The organism is Pseudomonas syringae, from assembly GCF_021605415.1.
Taxonomy (GTDB): domain Bacteria; phylum Pseudomonadota; class Gammaproteobacteria; order Pseudomonadales; family Pseudomonadaceae; genus Aquipseudomonas; species Aquipseudomonas syringae_S.
On sequence record NZ_WKEQ01000024.1, the window covers coordinates 38,482 to 56,068 of the forward strand.

General features: G+C 60.3%; 15 protein-coding genes. 9 read left to right on the forward strand and 6 right to left on the reverse strand.

Going from position 1 to position 17,587, the window contains the following annotated elements; all coding sequences use genetic code 11:
• Positions 1–54: 54 nt before the first annotated feature.
• Positions 55–828, reverse strand: a complete 774-nt coding sequence (locus GIW69_RS17220) for a hypothetical protein (RefSeq protein ID WP_236484001.1) — start codon at positions 826–828, stop codon at positions 55–57.
• A gap of 258 nt (positions 829–1,086) precedes the next feature.
• Here GIW69_RS17220 and GIW69_RS17225 point away from each other — a divergent pair, with 258 nt between their 5' ends.
• A complete protein-coding gene (locus GIW69_RS17225) occupies positions 1,087–1,683 on the forward strand; it encodes a MarC family protein (protein ID WP_236484002.1) in 597 nt (198 codons plus the stop codon).
• A 74-nt stretch (positions 1,684–1,757) separates the two neighbouring features.
• Here GIW69_RS17225 and cobJ read toward each other — a convergent pair whose 3' ends face one another.
• The 4 genes from cobJ to cobG are packed head-to-tail and all read right to left on the reverse strand — an operon-like array spanning position 1,758 to position 6,109.
• Positions 1,758–3,461 (reverse strand): precorrin-3B C(17)-methyltransferase, encoded by a 1,704-nt coding sequence (gene cobJ, locus GIW69_RS17230; RefSeq protein WP_236484003.1) that lies wholly within the window; start codon positions 3,459–3,461, stop codon positions 1,758–1,760.
• Positions 3,461–4,192, reverse strand: coding sequence for a precorrin-2 C(20)-methyltransferase (locus tag GIW69_RS17235; protein WP_236484044.1), 732 nt, complete (start codon positions 4,190–4,192; stop codon positions 3,461–3,463). The genes cobJ and GIW69_RS17235 overlap by 1 nt, the downstream gene beginning before the upstream one ends.
• Positions 4,192–4,818: a precorrin-8X methylmutase gene (locus GIW69_RS17240; protein ID WP_236484004.1), complete on the reverse strand. Its 627-nt coding sequence runs from the start codon at positions 4,816–4,818 to the stop codon at positions 4,192–4,194. The genes GIW69_RS17235 and GIW69_RS17240 overlap by 1 nt, the downstream gene beginning before the upstream one ends.
• The gene (cobG, locus tag GIW69_RS17245; RefSeq protein ID WP_496570931.1) at positions 4,811–6,109 is read right to left on the reverse strand and encodes a precorrin-3B synthase; all 1,299 of its coding nucleotides are present in this window, start codon (positions 6,107–6,109) and stop codon (positions 4,811–4,813) included. The genes GIW69_RS17240 and cobG overlap by 8 nt, the downstream gene beginning before the upstream one ends.
• Positions 6,110–6,253: 144 nt before the next feature.
• On the opposite strand from cobG, the gene cbiE reads away from it, so the two are divergent.
• The 8 genes from cbiE to GIW69_RS17285 all read left to right on the forward strand — a co-directional run bounded on the left by cbiE (position 6,254) and on the right by GIW69_RS17285 (position 12,531).
• A complete protein-coding gene (gene cbiE / locus GIW69_RS17250; RefSeq protein ID WP_236484005.1) occupies positions 6,254–7,465 on the forward strand; it encodes a precorrin-6y C5,15-methyltransferase (decarboxylating) subunit CbiE in 1,212 nt (403 codons plus the stop codon).
• A complete protein-coding gene (locus tag GIW69_RS17255) occupies positions 7,458–8,555 on the forward strand; it encodes a cobalt-precorrin-5B (C(1))-methyltransferase (RefSeq protein WP_236484006.1) in 1,098 nt (365 codons plus the stop codon). The genes cbiE and GIW69_RS17255 overlap by 8 nt, the downstream gene beginning before the upstream one ends.
• On the forward strand, positions 8,552–9,280 hold the full coding sequence (locus GIW69_RS17260; protein ID WP_236484007.1) for a cobalt-precorrin-6A reductase: 729 nt from the start codon (positions 8,552–8,554) through the stop codon (positions 9,278–9,280). The genes GIW69_RS17255 and GIW69_RS17260 overlap by 4 nt, the downstream gene beginning before the upstream one ends.
• 15 nt (positions 9,281–9,295) lie before the next feature.
• Positions 9,296–9,529 (forward strand): addiction module antidote protein, encoded by a 234-nt coding sequence (locus GIW69_RS17265; protein WP_236484008.1) that lies wholly within the window; start codon positions 9,296–9,298, stop codon positions 9,527–9,529.
• Positions 9,530–9,628: 99 nt separating this feature from the next.
• Positions 9,629–10,042 carry a DUF2946 domain-containing protein gene (locus tag GIW69_RS17270; protein ID WP_236484009.1) on the forward strand — a complete coding sequence of 138 codons (414 nt, stop codon included), beginning with the start codon at positions 9,629–9,631 and terminating at the stop codon, positions 10,040–10,042.
• 48 nt (positions 10,043–10,090) lie between these two features.
• Complete coding sequence (locus GIW69_RS17275; RefSeq protein ID WP_236484010.1) at positions 10,091–10,570, forward strand: copper chaperone PCu(A)C; 480 nt, start codon at positions 10,091–10,093, stop codon at positions 10,568–10,570.
• Positions 10,571–10,591: 21 nt separating this feature from the next.
• Complete coding sequence (locus GIW69_RS17280; protein WP_236484011.1) at positions 10,592–11,038, forward strand: DUF2946 domain-containing protein; 447 nt, start codon at positions 10,592–10,594, stop codon at positions 11,036–11,038.
• A 125-nt stretch (positions 11,039–11,163) separates the two neighbouring features.
• Entirely contained in the window at positions 11,164–12,531 is a 1,368-nt protein-coding gene (locus tag GIW69_RS17285) for a PepSY-associated TM helix domain-containing protein (protein ID WP_236484012.1), read from the forward strand.
• A gap of 114 nt (positions 12,532–12,645) precedes the next feature.
• Here GIW69_RS17285 and GIW69_RS17290 read toward each other — a convergent pair whose 3' ends face one another.
• On the reverse strand, positions 12,646–17,310 hold the full coding sequence (locus GIW69_RS17290; protein ID WP_236484013.1) for a DUF4329 domain-containing protein: 4,665 nt from the start codon (positions 17,308–17,310) through the stop codon (positions 12,646–12,648).
• Between the last annotated feature and the right edge of the window lie 277 nt (positions 17,311–17,587).

The following is a 17,587-nucleotide window of genomic DNA, read 5'->3' on the forward strand; positions in this document are numbered from 1 at the left end:
ATCTCCGAATAAAAAAAGGCAGTCGACGCGCGACTGCCCCTGTAACTTAGAAGATCAAATCTCGTAATCTTTGATTTTGCTGGTCGCGTTCAAACCCAGCTTGGTGCGGATAAGTTCACGGGTTTCGTCGGCAACATATGGAACTTTACGGAAGACGGTTTCACCCTTGAACAACTTGACTTCGCGAGTATCCCAATCGGTAAACAGTACGCGGGTCGCGGTATTTTTCCGAATAAAGCGCACGGTGCCCATCGCGATGGTCACTTCGCCATTGACTTCTGTGCATGTAGCGGCCGCCATACCGCCCACGCCGTTTTCCAGCATATTCTTTTCGTAGAGGGTCAGCGCCTCGTCCTGTTTCTTCAAGGCAGTGATTGCATCGCCAGCCACTTTCAGCACAAGGGCACTGGCAGGACCGGGAATGGCCAAGCCAGCAACGACTGAACCGAGAATTTCCAAAACCAGCTGATCCATCCGGACACTGGTGCCGCCGATATTCAGATCACTATAGAACTTTTGGGACTGCATCCACCCCGCATTGGTCATGACCTCCAGAAACTTGTAGTACCACTCCTTGCCCTGATACTCGTAAGGGAAAGCCTTGTTCGCTACCAACTGAGCAAAAAGAAACGCGTGCTGCGCATCTTCCTGGTTAACTTTCGAAAGATTGCCAGTGAAGGACAAAATGCCTTCACCCACAATGGAGCCCTTCGAAGGTTCTTCAATAACGGTTTCTCCTGCAGAAAAACCACGCGCACGAAACGCCGGAATTTCGTCAATCTCGTAACTTGCAATACGATTCACACAAACAGCAGCAGCATTATCCATAACGCAAAACCTTTAATTTTTAATAAGAAGGGGCCGAATTACCCGCCAAACAACATTAATAAACAGCCACCAACAACACAACTAGTTAGTTGTAACCCCAAATATGAAACGCCAAATAACGCACTTATTAAAACTTACCAGACAATACCAAACCTATAACTAACACCCCTTCCACCGGCCTCACTGAATTTGCCAACTGCGTGCGCGCGAAAAGAACTGATAGACTTGTGCAACTTTCCCTGCCAGTGAGCCCGAACCATGCTCCACGTGTTATTCAGCGTTTACCTGAAGATGCTCGTGCTCTACAGCCCGTTCTTCGTGTTGTCCTGCTTTATCAGCCTGACCCGCGGCTACTCGCGCAAGGAGCAGCGGCGCCTGGCGTGGAAGGTGGCGATTGCGACACTGGTTTCCAGCGTATTGTTGTACTTGTTCGGGCGAGTGATTTTCGGCGTATTCGGCATTACCGTGGATGCGTTCCGCATTGGCGCCGGTAGCGTGCTGTTCATTTCCGCGCTAGGCATGGCGCAGGGCAAATCGGCCGTGCAGACCGACAACGTCCAACAGGACGTGACCATCGTGCCGTTGACCATCCCGCTGACTGTCGGTCCCGGCACCATCGGTGCGCTGTTGGTGATGGGCGTCAGCCAACCCCATTGGGACGACAAACTCACTGCCATCGTCAGCATCGCGCTGGCGAGTTTCACCGTCGGGATCGTGCTTTACCTGTCCAATCGAATCGAGCGGATACTTGGCGATCAGGGGCTGCAGATCGTCAGCCGCTTGATGGGATTGTTCGTCTGCGCACTGGCGGCGCAGATTATTTTTACCGGTATCAAAGGTTACCTGGTGCCTTGAGGGCACGCTGAAGCACGGTTCTGGATGCGTGCGGCTTCAGCAAAACAATGCGGCCCGAAACGGCCGCGTCGTCTTCAAGACCCAGGCTTGCTGCCATACCAGCGTGGCGTGTATACCCATTCACCGCCGCCCGGTCGCGGGAATGTGCATGTCGTGGAAGAGCCCACCAACACCATGGTGCGCATGTCGACTTGATCGGGCGTCAGTTGCCCCAACGTGGTGACGCGCAGTGTCTGGCCCGGTCGCCCGATGTCTCGCCCAAGCACCACGGGTGTTTCAGGCGACCGATGCGCGGCGACGATGTCCAGCGCCCGGCCCAGTTGCCATGGTCGGGAACGTGAGATCGGGTTGTAAAACGCTAGCGCCAGATCCGCTTCGGCGGCCAGATCCAGACGCTTCTCGATGATCGACCAAGGCTTGAGATTGTCCGAGAGCGACATGACGCAGAAGTCATGACCCAACGGCGCACCGGCTTGAGCAGCGGTGGCCAGCGACGCCGACACGCCTGGCAGGATCTCCAGATCGACGTTGTGCCACGCCGGGTCGCTCGATTCATGCAACGCCTCGAGCACCGCCGCCGCCATGGCGAACACACCCGGATCGCCTGAGGACACAACGATCACCGAGCGACCCTGCGCGGCGAGCTCAAAGGCGTGGCGAGCGCGCTGCATTTCCTCGCGGTTATCGGTGCAGTGCTGGATCTGATCCGGGCGAAACGGCCCCGCCATGCGCACATAGGTTTCATAACCGAGCACGTCGGTGGCGCGGGCCAGTTCGGCTTTCACCGCTGGCACCATCAGTTCCGCAGCGCCGGGGCCGAGACCGATCACTGCCAGTCGTCCACGTGGGCGACCGATCAGATTCACGTCCAGCGGCTGCTCGGCCACAGCGATGGCGATGCCCTCGACAACCTTGATGATTGCCGCTGCCGGCAACGCGTTTTGCGCCAATACGCCAGTACTTTGCGCCGCTGTCACAAATCGCAGCGGCACGTCCAGTTCCAGCGCCGCCTCGCGCAAACCCGAATCAGCCATTTGCGTGTCAGCCGCGATCAGGCAAGCCAAGGATTGCGACGCGACGTTCGCTTGCTGCAACGCGGCGCGAATCGTCTGCGGCAACTCAGCGACACCCGCGTCCACCGCCACAGCAACGCTGCGCGGATAGATCAACAGTTCATTTGCGCTGACCTCACGCGCGGCGCTGCCGACATGAATCGAGCGCTGTGCTTGTGGATCTTCCGGCAACTGCGCTTGCTCAAGCCACGGCGCGGCACCTTCGATACGTACGCTGTGCCCGGCCAGCAGATCGGAGACAAAACGCTTGCCCGACTCCAGGTCGCCGAGGGCATAGCCACTCGGCGGATTGAGCAGGCAGGTACCGAAACGCAGCTCACCGCTGGTGGTGATTGCCGCTGTAACTTCAAACGCCGAGGCTATTTCGCGGGCCATAACGTTCACCCCGCCGAGCCCACCGAGCAACGGCACCACGGCGCTGCCGTCCTCGGCGACGGCCAGCACTGGCGGTTCGACGCCTTTTTCCAGCAGCAACGGCGCCAGCGTGCGAATCACGATGCCGGCCGCGCACAGGGCAATGATCGGCGTGTCTTGCTGGTACAAATCTCGCAGCGTCGTACCGAATACCTGATAAGTGCGGTCGGCCCCTTCGACCCGACCGGCAAGACCGTGGATCAACGCCGCCGGATACACCTGCTGCAATCGGCGCGCTGTCGCGAGACTGCCCTGCCCCAGAATGACGATGGCCGGCGCACTGAAGGCCATCAACCTTGCCACCGTTCACCGGGCACGATGATCAGCGAGAAGTACGGCGAGGACATCGGCTCGACCTGATCCAGTGGCACGATTTTCTGATTGGCCATGGTCGCGCGCTCGACGTACAGCGCCCGCTCGGCCAGACCGAGCTCCTCGAGCACCTGCCGCACCTTCGGAAAGTTGCGCCCCAGTTTCATGATCACCGCTGCGTCGGCATCGGCCAGACGTCGCTTGAGATCTTCGTGTGGCAGCACACCGGACAGCACCGACAAACTCTGATTGCGATACACCAGCGGCGCACCCAGCACCGATGCGCCGCCAAGCATCGAGCAAACGCCCGGCACCACTTCAGCTTCGTAACGGGTCGCGAGGCGATCATGCAGATACATGTAGGAGCCGTAGAAGAACGGATCGCCTTCACAGATCACCGCCACATCGCGACCGGCGTCCAGATGCGCGGCCACCGCTTCGGCCGCTTCGTCGTAGAAATCGCTGATCACTTGTTCATAGGACAACGGCGCCGGCAGCACTTCGGTGGTCACCGGGTACACCAGCGGCAACAGATTCTGCGCATCTTGCAGGTGTGCCTCGATGATGCCGAACGCATTACCCTTCTTGCCCTTGGCCACGAAGTACGCCACGACCGGCGATTCGCGCAGCAGGCGCAGAGCCTTGACGGTAATCAGCTCCGGATCACCGGGGCCCACGCCCAGGCCGATCAAACGTCCTGTTGACTGCATCATTCGATCTCCGTGGCGAGGGCATTGATCGCGGCGGCCGCCATGGCGCTGCCGCCCAGGCGACCTTGCATGATCACAAACGGCACGCCACGACTGTCGGCCGCCAGCGCTGCCTTGGATTCGGCAGCCCCGACGAAGCCCACCGGAAAGCCAAGAATCAGCGCCGGTTTCGGTGCGCCGGCATCGAGCATTTCCAGCAGGTAAAACAGCGCGGTTGGCGCATTGCCAATCACCACAACACTGCCTTCCAGGTGCGGACGCCACAGTTCCAGCGCCGCAGCGGAACGGGTATTGCCCAGCTCACGAGCCAAGTGCGGCACGCTTTCATCGCGCAAGGTGCAGATCACTTCGTTGTTGGCTGGCAGGCGCGCGCGGGTCACGCCTTCGCTGACCATCCGCGCATCACACAAAATCGGCGCACCGGCCGCCAGTGCATCACGCCCGGCCTTGCCAGCGCCTTCGGAGAATTGCAGGCCGTCGATGGCCTCGACCATGCCGCAGGCGTGAATCACCCGAACCGCGAGTTTTTCCAGGTCGGCCGGGATGCGCGACAGGTCGGCCTCGCGGCGAATGATCGCGAAGGAGTTGCGATAGATCTCCTGACCGTCGCGGATGTAATCAAGCATTAAAGGGGCTCCGTGAGCGGGCGGCGAGCAGGGTCGCGACCGCTTCAATAGTCAGATTGTGTGCGTGCAGCGCGCCGAAACCCGGCTGCGCGGCATCGCGAAAATAGAGATCGTAATGACCGGGACTGACGGCCAGCAACGTCACTGGGGCACAGTGGGCGGCGGCGCAGGAGCGCGAGCAGCCGGAAAGATGAACGGATTCTGCCGATGGCAACAATGCCGCCAATCGACGGGCGTCGTGTTTGGTGTCGGCCAGGCCTTTGCCGCAACCGTTGGAGCCGGTGCAGGCGATCAGGCGGGACAGCGGCTCGCTGGCATCGCAAAGCAGTCCCAACCTCTTCAGTGCCTGGACAACGTCAGCCGCATCGGCCTCAGGCACGTCGGGCAACAACACGCTTTGCCACGGTGTGAAACGCACACTGCCATCGCCGAATGTGCGAGCCAGTTGCGCAATGCCGCGCAGCATCGGCGGATCGAGCCGTCCCAGTGGCGGCACGGCACCGACGTAAACCAGCCCCTTCACAGGCTGCGCATGCACGCCGATGTGCAGGTGATCGGCCGCCGAAGGACGTTGCCAATCACTGACAGGTTTCAACGCTACCCGTGAGCGCAACTGATCGAGCAATTCCAGCGCCGGCCATTCCTCCAGCAGGTGGCGCATACGCGTCTGCTCGGGCCGGGCCAGATCAAGAAACAGCTCAAGCACGGCAACCACCAGTGCGTGCCCATTTTCAAGACTCACCGCCGCCAATGCGCGATCCGTCGGACAACCCGCCAGACCGAAAGCCAGTCGTTGCTGGCCGTGCTGCTCATACGCCGACAGCCAGAGATCGTGGTGATGCTCGAGCATCGCCAGCGCTTCACCGCCATCCAGTTGCACGGCGAATTTGGCGCTCAATTCATGAAAACGCGGATGGCTTTGCAGCGTGTCGAGAATCTGTTCGGCCAGGGGGCGCGTGTCGAAACGCATCTGCCGGTCGATGCCGGCGGCCGGGCTGAGCATCAGATTGCGCACATCGTCGCCCGCCGCTGTGCGAGGCCCAAGACCAGCAGCCAGCAAGCGCTCGATCAGTGCGGCGGACTGTGGGCCGATCCCGCGAATCTGCAAGTTGGCACGGTTGGTCGCCTCGATGGCGCCGCCGGCAAAGCGTTCGGCGGCATCGGCCACCGCCTCGGCCTGTTCGGCGCCGATTGAGCCGCCATTGAGCTTGATCCGACAGATGCCGCCGTCCAGTGCCTGGACGATACGCAGCAACCCCGGGCAGGCCGAGGGGCGTATGGCGGTGGACATCGGGCGTTCGTTCAAAGGACGGCTGGCTCTGAGGGATAAGCGCTTCGCGGGCGAAGGCGCGGTATTATGCCTGCTTTGTCCGGCGGCATGAAAAGTCTGCCCGTCGGAACGACGCGTTTTCGGGACAATTTTTGAGGGCAACAGATGTCACCCTGGCTGACAGTAGTGGGAATCGGTGAAGACGGCTTCAAGGGCCTGGGCAAAAATGCCCGGCATGCCCTGATGGGCGCTTCGCGGATCGTCGGTGGCCCGCGTCAACTGGATCTGCTGCCGGTTTGCATCCGTGGTGAACGCCAGACATGGCCGAGCCCGTTCAGCCTCGCGCCGGTGCTTGAGTCCCGTGGCGAAGCGGTATGCGTGCTGGCCAGCGGTGATCCGATGTTTTACGGCGTCGGTGCCAGCCTCGCGCGACAGGTACCGAGCGCCGAAATGTTGATCGTCCCGGCGCCGTCCTCCTGCTCCCTGGCAGCTGCGCGTCTGGGTTGGCCGTTGCAAGACGTGGTGATTGTGTCGCTGGTGGCCCGACCGTTGGCGGCCATCAACGCACAGTTGTCCAGCGGCGTGCGCCTGCTGCTGCTGAGCAACGACGGTCAGAGCCCCATCGCCGTAGCGGCCTTGCTGCGTGAGCGCGGCTTCGGTGCGAGTCGCGTGACCGTGTTTGAGCATCTTGGCGGTGATCTTGAGCGACGGGTCGAAAGCAGCGCCAATGACTGGAACGATCCGCCGATCGCCGACCTCAACGTGGTCGCCATCGAATGCCTCGCCGACGCCTATACGCCGCGCCTGTCGCGCCTCGCCGGTCTGCCGGATTCAGCCTTCAAGCATGACGGCCAACTGACCAAGCGCGACGTGCGCGCCATCACCCTCGCCCGCCTCGCACCGACTCCCGGCGAATTGCTCTGGGACGTCGGTGGCGGTTGCGGCTCGATCGGCATCGAATGGATGCGCGCGCACCCCAGCTGCCGCGCCATCGCCATCGAAGCCGATGACGGTCGCCAGCAACTGATCGAGCACAATCGCGATGCGCTGGGCGTCCCCGGTCTGCAACTGGTTCGCGGCAACGCACCAGAGGCACTGGAAAATCTGGAGCGCCCCGACGCGATTTTCATCGGTGGCGGTGTCACCCGCGAAGGCGTGCTCGACACCTGCTGGGCACAACTCAAACCCGGGGGCCGACTCATCGCCAACGCCGTGACCCTGCAAAGCGAAATGACCCTGATGGACTGGCGCGAACGCCACGGCGGCGAACTGACGCGCATTCACATCGCCCAGGCGCAGCCGCTCGGTGAATTCGACACCTGGCGCCAGGCCTTGCCGATCACTTTGCTGGACCTGGTCAAACCCCTCGATGCGTGACGAAACCGCCGAACAACCCGCGCCCCTGCGCAGCGGCCTGACCACCGGCAGCTGTGCCACCGCCACCAGCCTCGCCGCTGCACGCCTGTTGCTTGACGGATCGGCGGCTGATGCCGTGCAGATTATTTTGCCGAAAGGTAAACAGGTGCAGATGCGCCTGGAGTTCTGCCGGTTGACCGATGATGGCGCCGAGGCCGGGACGATCAAGGATGCTGGCGACGATCCGGACGTGACGCATGGCGCCCTGCTCTACTCGCGGGTGACATTGAGCAGCGAAGCCGGGGTGCGCTTCAACGCCGGCGTGGGCGTCGGCACCGTCACCCGCCCGGGATTGGTCTTGGCCGTGGGCGAGCCGGCGATCAATCCGGTGCCGCGCAAAATGATCAGCGATCACTTGAACCTGCTCGCCGAGGAAGCCGGTTATCGCGGCGGTTTCGACGTCACGGTCAACGTCGAGGGCGGCGAAGCCCTGGCGCTGAAAACCATGAACCCGCGCCTGGGCATTCTCGGCGGCTTGTCGATTCTGGGCACCAGCGGCATCGTCCGGCCCTTTTCTTGCGCGGCGTACATCGCCTCAATTCATCAAGGCATCGACGTCGCCAAAACCAACGGTTACCTGCACATCGCCGCGTGTACCGGCAACGCCAGCGAAGACACCATGCGCCGGGTCTACGACCTGCCGGAAATCGCCCTGATCGAGATGGGCGATTTTGTCGGCGCCGTGCTCAAGCATTTGCGCAAAGTGCCTGTGGATAAACTCAGCCTGTGCGGCGGCTTCGGCAAGATCAGCAAACTGGCCGCCGGGCACATGGATCTGCACAGCCGCCATTCGAGCATCGACTTGCCGCAATTGGCGCAATGGGCTGCCACCATTGGCGCCGACGAAGCCTTGCAGCATGGTATTCGCGAGGCCAACACCAGCCAGCAAGCCTTGGCATTGGCCAGTGCGGCGGGCATTGCCCTCGGCGATGAAGTGTGTCGCCATGCGCTTGAATTCGCCCGCAGCGTGGTGCCGGCGCAAGTGCAGGTCGAAGTGTTTGCAATTGATCGTCAGGGCGGCGTTGTCGGCCATGCGGGAGTTTTCCGATGAAACGGATTCTGTTGCTCGGTGGCGTTACCGAAGCGCTGGCGATTGCTCGCACCCTGGGGCCGGAACACATTTACAGCCTCGCCGGCGTGGGCCGAGTGCCCACTGATCTGACCTGCCAAGTGCGGGTCGGTGGCTTTGGCGGTGCTGAAGGTCTGGCGCAGTTCATTCGCGACGAAGGCATCGACCTGCTGCTCGACGCGACCCACCCTTACGCCGCACAAATCAGCCAGAACGCCGCAACCGCCGCGCCACTCGCCGGCATTCCCTGCTGGGCCCTGCGCCGTCCGGCCTGGCAACCGCAACCGGGTGACGACTGGCGAGAAGTCAGTGACTGGGTTGAACTGACCGACGCACTCGAACCCTTTCGTCGCCCGTTGTTCACCCTGGGCCGCGAACCGCTACAGCACCTCGACGAAATCCCTGCTGAACAATTCTGGACGCTGCGCGCCCTCGACATTTACCCCGGTAACGACCGCTGCGAAGTGATCGGCGCCCGTGGGCCGTTTTTGCTGGAGGAAGAGCGCGAGTTGTTCAAACGCCGGCAGATCGACGTGCTGATCAGCAAAAACAGCGGCAGCACCGCCACCGAGCCCAAGCTGGAGGTAGCGCGCGAGCGCGGGGTGCCTGTGATTGTGTTGAAGCGGCCGGTGTTGGCGGGGGTTGATCGGGAGTTTTTTACAACGCCTGAAGTCCTCGAAGCTCTGTCATCGTCGAACTTTTGCTGATTCAAGATTGAAGAAATGGCGGCCTATCTGGATGCCTGTTTTGATGAAGATGCCGGCAATGGCGTTCTTATACGAGCCGCGCTCAACGACATCGCCCGAGCTCAAGGCATGACCCAAATAGCACGCGATGCAGGGCTGGGCCGTGAAAGTTTATACAAAGCACTCAGTAGCACGGGTAATCCCGAATTCGCGTCTATCATCAAAGTCATGAAGGCCCTGGGTTTGAGATTGCACGCAATGGCTCTCTGAGTCGTGCTGCGACACCACACCGCACAACGCTTTTTTACTTATCGGCCCTGATCAGGCTAAATAGCCCGCGCCTGATCGCCCACCCGACGGACCTGTCCCATGAACCGACACCGGCTTGCCATTGCCTGGATCGCCTGCTTTGCAGTGCTGTTCAACATGCTCGCCATGCCGATGACGGGTGCGATGGCGCAGGGTGCGATGGCGCAGGCTGCGCAGTCGCCGACAGAGCAGGTGTTGTGGAGCAGTTTCTGTACCGGCAGCGGTATGAAAATGGTGGCGATTTCCATCGGGGTCACCGATCAGAAAGCGCCGCAAAATGACGATCATTCCAACATGCAGCATTGCTGGTGTTGCTCAGGTTCCGCGCCGCTGGTGGCGTTGCCGGGGCATGTGCCGCAGCTGTATTACGCTCGCTTCGAAAGCAATCGCAGCGTGGCGCCCTCCTCACTCGACATACCCACACCGCGCCAGCAATGGCCGAGCCTCAATCCCCGCGCCTCGCCTCTGGCCTGATTTGTTCTCGCATTGAATCTGCGTCTCAAATCGTTCCGGAGAACTGCCATGTTGAACAAACTCATCGTTCTGGCTGTGTTGTTGCTGCCTGCATGCTTCGCCAATGCTCACGAATACAAGGCCGGCGAGCTGGAAATCGCTCATCCGTGGTCGCAGGAGTTGCCGCCGAACGCGCCGACTGTCGCCGCGTATTTCGTGATTCAGAACCCGGGGAAAACCGCCGACCGCTTGCTCAGCGTCGAATCGCCGATTGCCGGCGCAGCGCAACTCCACGAGCACGTGATGAAAGGTGACCTGATGAAAATGGATCAGGTGCCCAGCGTGGCGATTCCCGCTGGCGGCGAAGTGACCTTCGCGCCGATGGCCTATCACGTCATGCTGCTGGAGCTTAAGGACCGCAGCCTGTTGAGCGATGGCAAACGCTTCCCGCTGACGCTGCATTTCGAAAAGGCCGGTGAGGTGACGGTGGAAGTCGCCGTGCAGAAGAAGCCGCCGGAAGATACCCAGCACCACGCGCACGCCCAGTAACCGACTCGGCAAACTTCGCCCATGCGCCCGCTTAGCGCCAGGCCCACCCGGCAACGTCGTCAGAGCCACCCCCTGACGCGCGGCAGCTGGATCGCCCTGTTCGCCATGTTGATGATTTTCATCGGCCCGCTGATTTCCCAGTCGATGCCGATGGGTCAACACGCCTCGATGTCCATGCCAACGAGCATGGACATGTCGATGGACATGCCCGGCATGGATCACGCCGCGCATGCCAGCATGGCCGCGCCTGAACATTGCCCGCCGCAGAACGAGCATCACGCGCTGTGGGAAAAATGCGGCTATTGCAGCCTGCTGTTCAACTGCCCGGCACTCACTGGCGGTGGCTCTTTCACCGCGTTCAATATCCCGCCGGTCAACACCTTCACTGTCCCCTTCCCGCGCTTGGGCCATGCCCGGCAAACGTTCTTCCCCGGCGCCCGCACCCGCGCCCCGCCCGTCATCGCGTAAACGACAAGAAAAGTCAAAGGATCGCAGGCTGCGCCAGCTCCTGCAGGAGATCGCGTACCCACTGTAGGCGCTGCCGAAGGCTGCGATCTTTTTGATCTAAAACGATGCCAAGCGGAATACACGTGATGAAACAACCCAAACCGAATTTCTACAACCTGGCCTGGCGTTGGCATTTTTATGCCGGATTGTTCGTCGCGCCTTTCATGGTGATGCTGGCGTTGACCGGCACTATTTACCTGTTCAAGCCGCAGCTCGATCAACTGATGTACAGCAGCCTGCTCAACGTCCCGGCCGGCCATCATGTGGTGTCTGCCGATGACTTGCTGCAAAAGGTCAAAACAACTTACCCACAAGGCCAGGTCACCCAATACCTGCCGCCGGTCAGCGCTGATCGCAGCGCTCAATTTGTGCTGGTGAACGCCGGACATGAACTGAACGTGTTTGTCGATCCGTACCACGGCGACATCCTCGGTGAGCAGGACGCCAAGCAAAACCTGCAAGCCATCGCCCGGGCGATCCACGGCGAATTGATGATCGGCACTGTCGGTGACCGGCTCATCGAACTCGCCGCCGGATGGGGCGTGGTGCTGGTGGTATCGGGCGTTTTCCTGTGGTGGCCACGCGGGCAGGCAGCCGGGATTTTGTGGCCACGCTTGAGTAGTCGCGGGCGCGTGCTGTGGCGGGATTTGCATGCCGTCACCGGTTTCTGGGGCGCGACATTGCTGCTGGTGATGTTGCTCAGCGGCATGACCTGGACGGGTTTCTGGGGCAAGCAATACGCCCAGGTGTGGAATGTGTTCCCGGCCGCCATGTGGGACAACGTGCCAACCTCCGACGTCGAGGCCCGCAGCCTCAACAGCGCCACCCGCCAGACCGTGCCCTGGGCCATGGAAAACACGCCAATGCCGATGTCCGGCGACCACGCCGAACACATGGCCCACGGCGGCATGCACCAAGGCCCCGCCGCGCCAGCCATCAGCCTGCAAGATGTGCAAAACATCGCCAGTCAACGCAAGGTCGAACCGGGCTACAGCATCACCCTGCCGACCACCGCGACCGGCGTGTTCACCATCGCCGTGTTTGCCGACGACCCGCGCAACGACGCAACCCTGCATGTCGATCAGTACACGGGCAACGTTCTCGCCGATGTACGTTTCGAACACTACGGCACCGTTGCCCGTGCCACCGAAATCGGCGTGATGCTCCACGAAGGCAAAATGTTCGGCACGCTGAACCAGATCATCGTGTTGCTGATCTGCCTGATGATCCTGCTCAGTGCCGTCAGTGGTGTGGTGATCTGGTGGAAGCGCCGCCCAGAAGGCAAGTTCGGCGTGCCACCGCTGCGCCATGACCTGCCGAAGTGGAAAACCGGCGTCGCGATCATGCTGGCACTGGCGGTGGCGTTCCCGTTGGTGGGTGCTTCGCTGGTGGTGGTGTGGTTGCTGGATCGGCTGTTGCTGTCGCGCTGGATGGCGACGAAAGCACCCGCTTGATAGCTGATTGCAAAAACGCCAATCAGGCGCGAGATCAAGCGTGATACTCGCGCCTGTTGTCATGCGACAACGTCAATTGCCAATTTTTCAGGGCTCAACCGCAACCGTCAGCCTTCAAAACTCATCGTGCATCAAAACAAGCGGCGGTTTGGGCGAATACAAGCGGTCGCTCCTCCAGCCTGTATCCAGTCGACCCGGTTGCTGCCAGTAACTGCCGGGGATCAACACGTCGACCGCGCCTGCCTTGGCGAGTCGGGAGACAAAGTCTATGGAGGCGACTGTCCCGTTCGAGGAGCCGAACACCCGGGTTTCCAGCAGCAGCTCTTTTTCCGCCTCGGTGTAACTGGGCGAATATTTGAGCAGAACGTCGTTCGGCGAAGAATAGTAATAATGCTGGATGTCGAACCCTTTGGCCTTGAGCTCAAGGGTATGGGCGTAAACCATCAACGTGGCGGCGAAATCTTCCTGCTCAGGTGTCGCGCCAGGATCGGACCAGTGCAACTGATGCGCGCCCACCACCCTGTATCCGTGCGGATAAAGTGGTGCAAGTTTTTTCAGTTGCAGGTCATGCACGGTTCGGAAGATCAATCGAAGCGGATGCACGCTGTAACCGTCATAAGGCAGCGGTTCGAGTGCCAGGTACGCGTGCGTATTGTCCTTGCGCAAAATGGCGCCTTCAAACCCGGCTCCAGGCTCATAACGCAACGACATCCGCCGGTGGGCATAACGCGCGGCATCATCGGCATGCTGGTAAACCGGACTGTGGAATAACGTCTGGTTAGATCGCCAGCGGGTCTCGAAATCGACATCCGCCATGCGTGGCTGCCAGGTATCATCCACGACACCATGGCGCGACCAGTAGGTGCTCGTCAGAACAACTTCCAGTTTGCCCGCGCGCGCCATGCGCTGGATGTAGTCGCGCAGCTTGAAACGGTTGACGGATATCTCGTACTCATCACTCATAGCCTGCGCCAGCGAAGCGAAAGGGTTGGGTAAAAACTGAACCTGACCAAACCGGTCAAGGGATGGGGCCGGATCGAATGGATCCATCTCGAATCGCAATAACGCCCCGTCGGCACAGGACAGATAGATGACTTTGTAACCGTCGGGATAGTTGGCCAACGCGCAGATCCGATGAATCTCCAGTGGAGAGAAAAATTGCCGGTGATCATCGTCCCGTACGTTCCAGACTTTCTTCGGCGCCCGCAGGTAAACGGAATGCAGTGTATGGCTGCGCGGCAGCACACCGTCCGCAAACACACGATCGACCTTTATGTGCGGGCCCGGCTCCGTCACCGGCAGGGTGGCAACGAAACAGTTGTGTTTGGCGCTCCACAGAATGAAACCGAAACTCAACTCGGCGATATCCTCTTTGACCTCGTGGACAAAGCGCGCAATGGAATCATGTTGAGGAAACAACGGACTCATCGGCGGATCGGCCAACACCTTCGCAAAGTCGCCGGGCGCAAGCTCGATCACGGGATTGGGCTGCCACTCAGTGACCCGTCGTGGCTGGCCCCATAACGCACTGCCAGTGATCACCTGCATATAGCCGGCGCTGATCATCACCTGCACCCATTCGCTGGGCTTGATCGTCCCATCGCGTATGTGTGCCTTGATCAATTCGGGGTTGAGATCCTCCGGCACTTTCCTGCCGTCGGTAAACGCACGTGCCGCAGCCGCTCTGTACTGATCCAGATAGCCCGCCTCATATCGAATGACCGCACCGTCCGGGGCGAACAGATAGTCAACTCGCAGCGTATTCAGGACGGATCGTTCAAATGCCGACAACAAAACGTCCACCGACAACATGTTCAGATAAATCTGCCTTTCGCTTTCCGTCAGCAGTACCTCGAAACCTTGAACCTGCCGGCTGCGATAACGGGCGACAGCCCTGCAGTCGTCCGGGAACAGTCCGAGGGCTTTCGTCTCGTCGGGATAAATCCACTGTTTGTCAAAATCTTCGCGTGCAATGGCGATCGGATCCGTGGCCAGGTACAAGCCGTCCCAGCGCTCAAGAATCAGACCGCCGCAAGATCCGTCAGCGTTGGCCGGCATCTGCGAGCGGGCATAACGCGCGGCGTCATCCGGGTTTTCAAAAGCGGGACTGAGCCAGCGTCGCTGAAAATTACTCATCGGACTCCACTGCGTATCGACCTTACCGAGGCGATCCCAACAGGCGCTGTTTCGCAACACGCTCAGTTCGCCGCTTTGGGCGACCACTCGCACATAACCGGTAAAGGAAAGCCTTTGCGCCTTCAGGTTCTGCTTGATGTCTTCCAGGCCCATGTCGGGCGTGTCGTTATCAAACAGCCTGGTGTCGCCTCGCGGTACGTATTTGAGCAGTGCTCCGTCCTGGCTTGATAGATAAAGCGGAACAGGTTGGTGCGGGATGACCGTATTGCGCTTGGAGTAATACACCGCGACGAACAGGTCGTCTGGACGGATAAAGTGGTTGGCGATCCAGTCCTGCGGCTTGCTTGAGGGATGCTTGACCTGTTGACGCAAATAGAAGAACGCATGGCGATCAAACTCTTCGGGGTAGCTGAACCAGGGTGCTTCCCGCGTCCAGCTAAACAGACGTTGTGGCTGAAAGAGATCATTGCTTTGCTCGGAAACCGGCGACAGTTCACTGGCCACATACTCCTCGCGCGTGCGGTGCTTGAGGATGAAACCGAACCAGGCTTGTTCACGGTCGTGCGGCTTCTGATTGCGCGAGTACTGATCCTGCGCGGCCTCATCGGCGCTGGCGAACACGGCGCCGAATGCGACGCGTTGAGGGCGTGACCAGGCGGGCGGGGACGATAGCATCGACCACGAGGGTTCCAACCGTCCACGCGCGCCCCAAAGATGGCCAGCCATAACGACATTCACATGACCCGCACCGGCAAGCGCCCGAATAAAATCGCCGGGGCGTTGGCTGCCGCTGTCCAGACCCAAGGCGAGTTCACCCGGATGTTCGTGCGTTCCCAGACGGTGTCGAAACGTCTCGGCATGGGGTGAGTTGTCAGTTTTGAAACTGATCAGGCTTTGCGCCGATCCGGACAAATACACCGGCCCGTCGACCAGCAACAGGCGTCGGGCCTCCTCGACAGTGAACATCTGCAAGCTCAGCGCTGCTTCTTCGCGCGACCACTTCAAGCGCTCGACCATTGAAAGGTCGAGGGTTGAGAGCGCAGCGTGCGAAACATAGTGCCCGTGCAGAACATGATCTTGGGGAAACACCGACTGGCCAAAAACATCCTTGGGATAAAACAGGCCTTGCCCGATGGAAAGGCTCTGGGTCGGCAATGGCACCGTCGCCACGAAGCGGCGGCCGGGAATCTGGAAGACGTAACCGGCGTACTGCCGGTCGCGGCGTCTGCCGACTTTTTCATGGGCGTACCGCGCGGCATCGTCGGCCGTCAGGAACGCAGGGCTCAACACCGGCCAGGTAAAATCGGCGTAGGGCATCCAGTCCGCCCCGACCAGGCCTTCGCGATCCCACAGCGAACTGTTGAGCAGCACTTCCAGTCTTCCGGCGGCGGCCACTGCCGTCACGAAACCGCGAGGCTGCATTTTTCCACTGTCCAGTTTCTTTTGCATGCCGCCGTCGGTGACGGTGCCGTCAGGCAGCGTCTTGCTCATGGCTGCCTCCAGCGCCGAGTCAGCGAAACTGTATTTCAACAACGCCGCGTCCATGCTCTGCATATAAAGCGACAACGGCCGGTTGGCCAGATGCAGCGCTTTGCTCTTGGCATAACAGGCGATCGCCAATGCGAGTTCGCCGGGTGTAAAAAAACTCTGGGAAATCCATGGCTGCTTGTGGGTAACGCCAGCACGATCAGGGCGCGACGCATAGTAGAAACCCTCCAGCGCATACCCTTGCGGCAACTTCAATCTGCCCTTGGCGTCTAGCGGGAAATAGCGCTCGGGATTCCATACCGACGGCTCGAAGTGGTTTGGCAGCGTCGCGATGTAGTTCTCCACATTGATCTGCTTGAGGATGAGGCCCGAGGTCAGCGCGTTCTTACGCCTGAGTGCAATGCGAACCGCCAGGCTTGCCGTCTTGACCATCTGAGTCATCAGCGGCTGCTCCGTCAGCACACCTTTGCTGAACACTTTCCCCGGCCTCCAGTTTGGCGGCACTTTGCCGACGGAACCGCCCCAGTCAGCGTTGGACACCACGACTTTCAATTCGCCAACCGTGGCCATGCGCCGGATGATATTGGCGACTCCGGCTACGGCGACGGGGCTGTCTGCCGGCATATCCGCCCTGATCCATTGCCAATAAGCCGTTTCGTCCGCAGATCCGCTAGGTGCGTATCGGAGCAAAGACCCGTGGGGCCCGGAAAGATAAGCCGCAGGGAAAAAACGTCGATCCGCGACGTCAGCGACGAAATCCGCGGTCGAGTAAAAACTCATGAACAGCCTGACGGTCATTGCATCCCAATCAGGCCTTAACCTCTGATACTTGTCGAATTGATTGATGTGCGAATGAAAGCTTGCCACGCAGGTGTAATCCTTCGGCGGCACATAGTTTCCGGCCGCATCGACTTCGAGCAGCAGCCTCATGTCGAATTGTTGTGCCTCGCCCGCCAGGGGGGTCGTGGCGGCGAACCATCCCGTTGATACTTGCAGAATCAGGCTGCCATATTCCTTGTCCGCATTCATGGGGATCTGGCGGTGCGCCCAATAGGCGGCGTCTTGTTCGCTACTGAACGCTGGACTCAGTTTTGGCAGACGGACTTTTTTTCCGGTATAGGCCGCTCGGGCAACACGGCCGGACAGATCGTTCATACGCTGCAACTCCCTTTGTTAACGCTTCAATGAGCACGTGACTCACTGTGCCCGCGTCCGCCGAGCCATCAGCGATAGATAGTTACCACCATTGTTGCCGAATGATTCCCCTGCCCTAATCTGGCGCACCCTGCGCACCACGCCTTGCGCGGCGATCCTTGATGGTGCATGGCAAAACTCTGCGAGCGCTCTAACACGACGTTTTCATGCTCCACGCCGACCCGGCACAGCCTTTGCTAAAGACCCTTCAGTCGTCCGCCTCTGCCAACCAGAAAAA

What these genes read in the sequence shown, in the direction of transcription:
- GIW69_RS17260 (WP_236484007.1), top strand. Translation starts at nt 8,552, where the DNA reads ATGAAACGGATTCTGTTGCTCGGTGGCGTTACCGAAGCGCTGGCGATT.
- GIW69_RS17220 (WP_236484001.1), bottom strand. Translation starts at nt 828, where the DNA reads ATGGATAATGCTGCTGCTGTTTGTGTGAATCGTATTGCAAGTTACGAG.
- GIW69_RS17290 (WP_236484013.1), bottom strand. Translation starts at nt 17,310, where the DNA reads ATGAACGATCTGTCCGGCCGTGTTGCCCGAGCGGCCTATACCGGAAAA.
- GIW69_RS17255 (WP_236484006.1), top strand. Translation starts at nt 7,458, where the DNA reads ATGCGTGACGAAACCGCCGAACAACCCGCGCCCCTGCGCAGCGGCCTG.
- cobG (WP_496570931.1), bottom strand. Translation starts at nt 6,109, where the DNA reads ATGTCCACCGCCATACGCCCCTCGGCCTGCCCGGGGTTGCTGCGTATC.
- GIW69_RS17285 (WP_236484012.1), top strand. Translation starts at nt 11,164, where the DNA reads ATGAAACAACCCAAACCGAATTTCTACAACCTGGCCTGGCGTTGGCAT.
- GIW69_RS17240 (WP_236484004.1), bottom strand. Translation starts at nt 4,818, where the DNA reads ATGCTTGATTACATCCGCGACGGTCAGGAGATCTATCGCAACTCCTTC.
- GIW69_RS17235 (WP_236484044.1), bottom strand. Translation starts at nt 4,192, where the DNA reads ATGCAGTCAACAGGACGTTTGATCGGCCTGGGCGTGGGCCCCGGTGAT.
- GIW69_RS17225 (WP_236484002.1), top strand. Translation starts at nt 1,087, where the DNA reads ATGCTCCACGTGTTATTCAGCGTTTACCTGAAGATGCTCGTGCTCTAC.
- GIW69_RS17275 (WP_236484010.1), top strand. Translation starts at nt 10,091, where the DNA reads ATGTTGAACAAACTCATCGTTCTGGCTGTGTTGTTGCTGCCTGCATGC.
- GIW69_RS17270 (WP_236484009.1), top strand. Translation starts at nt 9,629, where the DNA reads ATGAACCGACACCGGCTTGCCATTGCCTGGATCGCCTGCTTTGCAGTG.
- cobJ (WP_236484003.1), bottom strand. Translation starts at nt 3,461, where the DNA reads ATGGCCTTCAGTGCGCCGGCCATCGTCATTCTGGGGCAGGGCAGTCTC.
- GIW69_RS17280 (WP_236484011.1), top strand. Translation starts at nt 10,592, where the DNA reads ATGCGCCCGCTTAGCGCCAGGCCCACCCGGCAACGTCGTCAGAGCCAC.
- cbiE (WP_236484005.1), top strand. Translation starts at nt 6,254, where the DNA reads ATGTCACCCTGGCTGACAGTAGTGGGAATCGGTGAAGACGGCTTCAAG.
- GIW69_RS17265 (WP_236484008.1), top strand. Translation starts at nt 9,296, where the DNA reads ATGGCGGCCTATCTGGATGCCTGTTTTGATGAAGATGCCGGCAATGGC.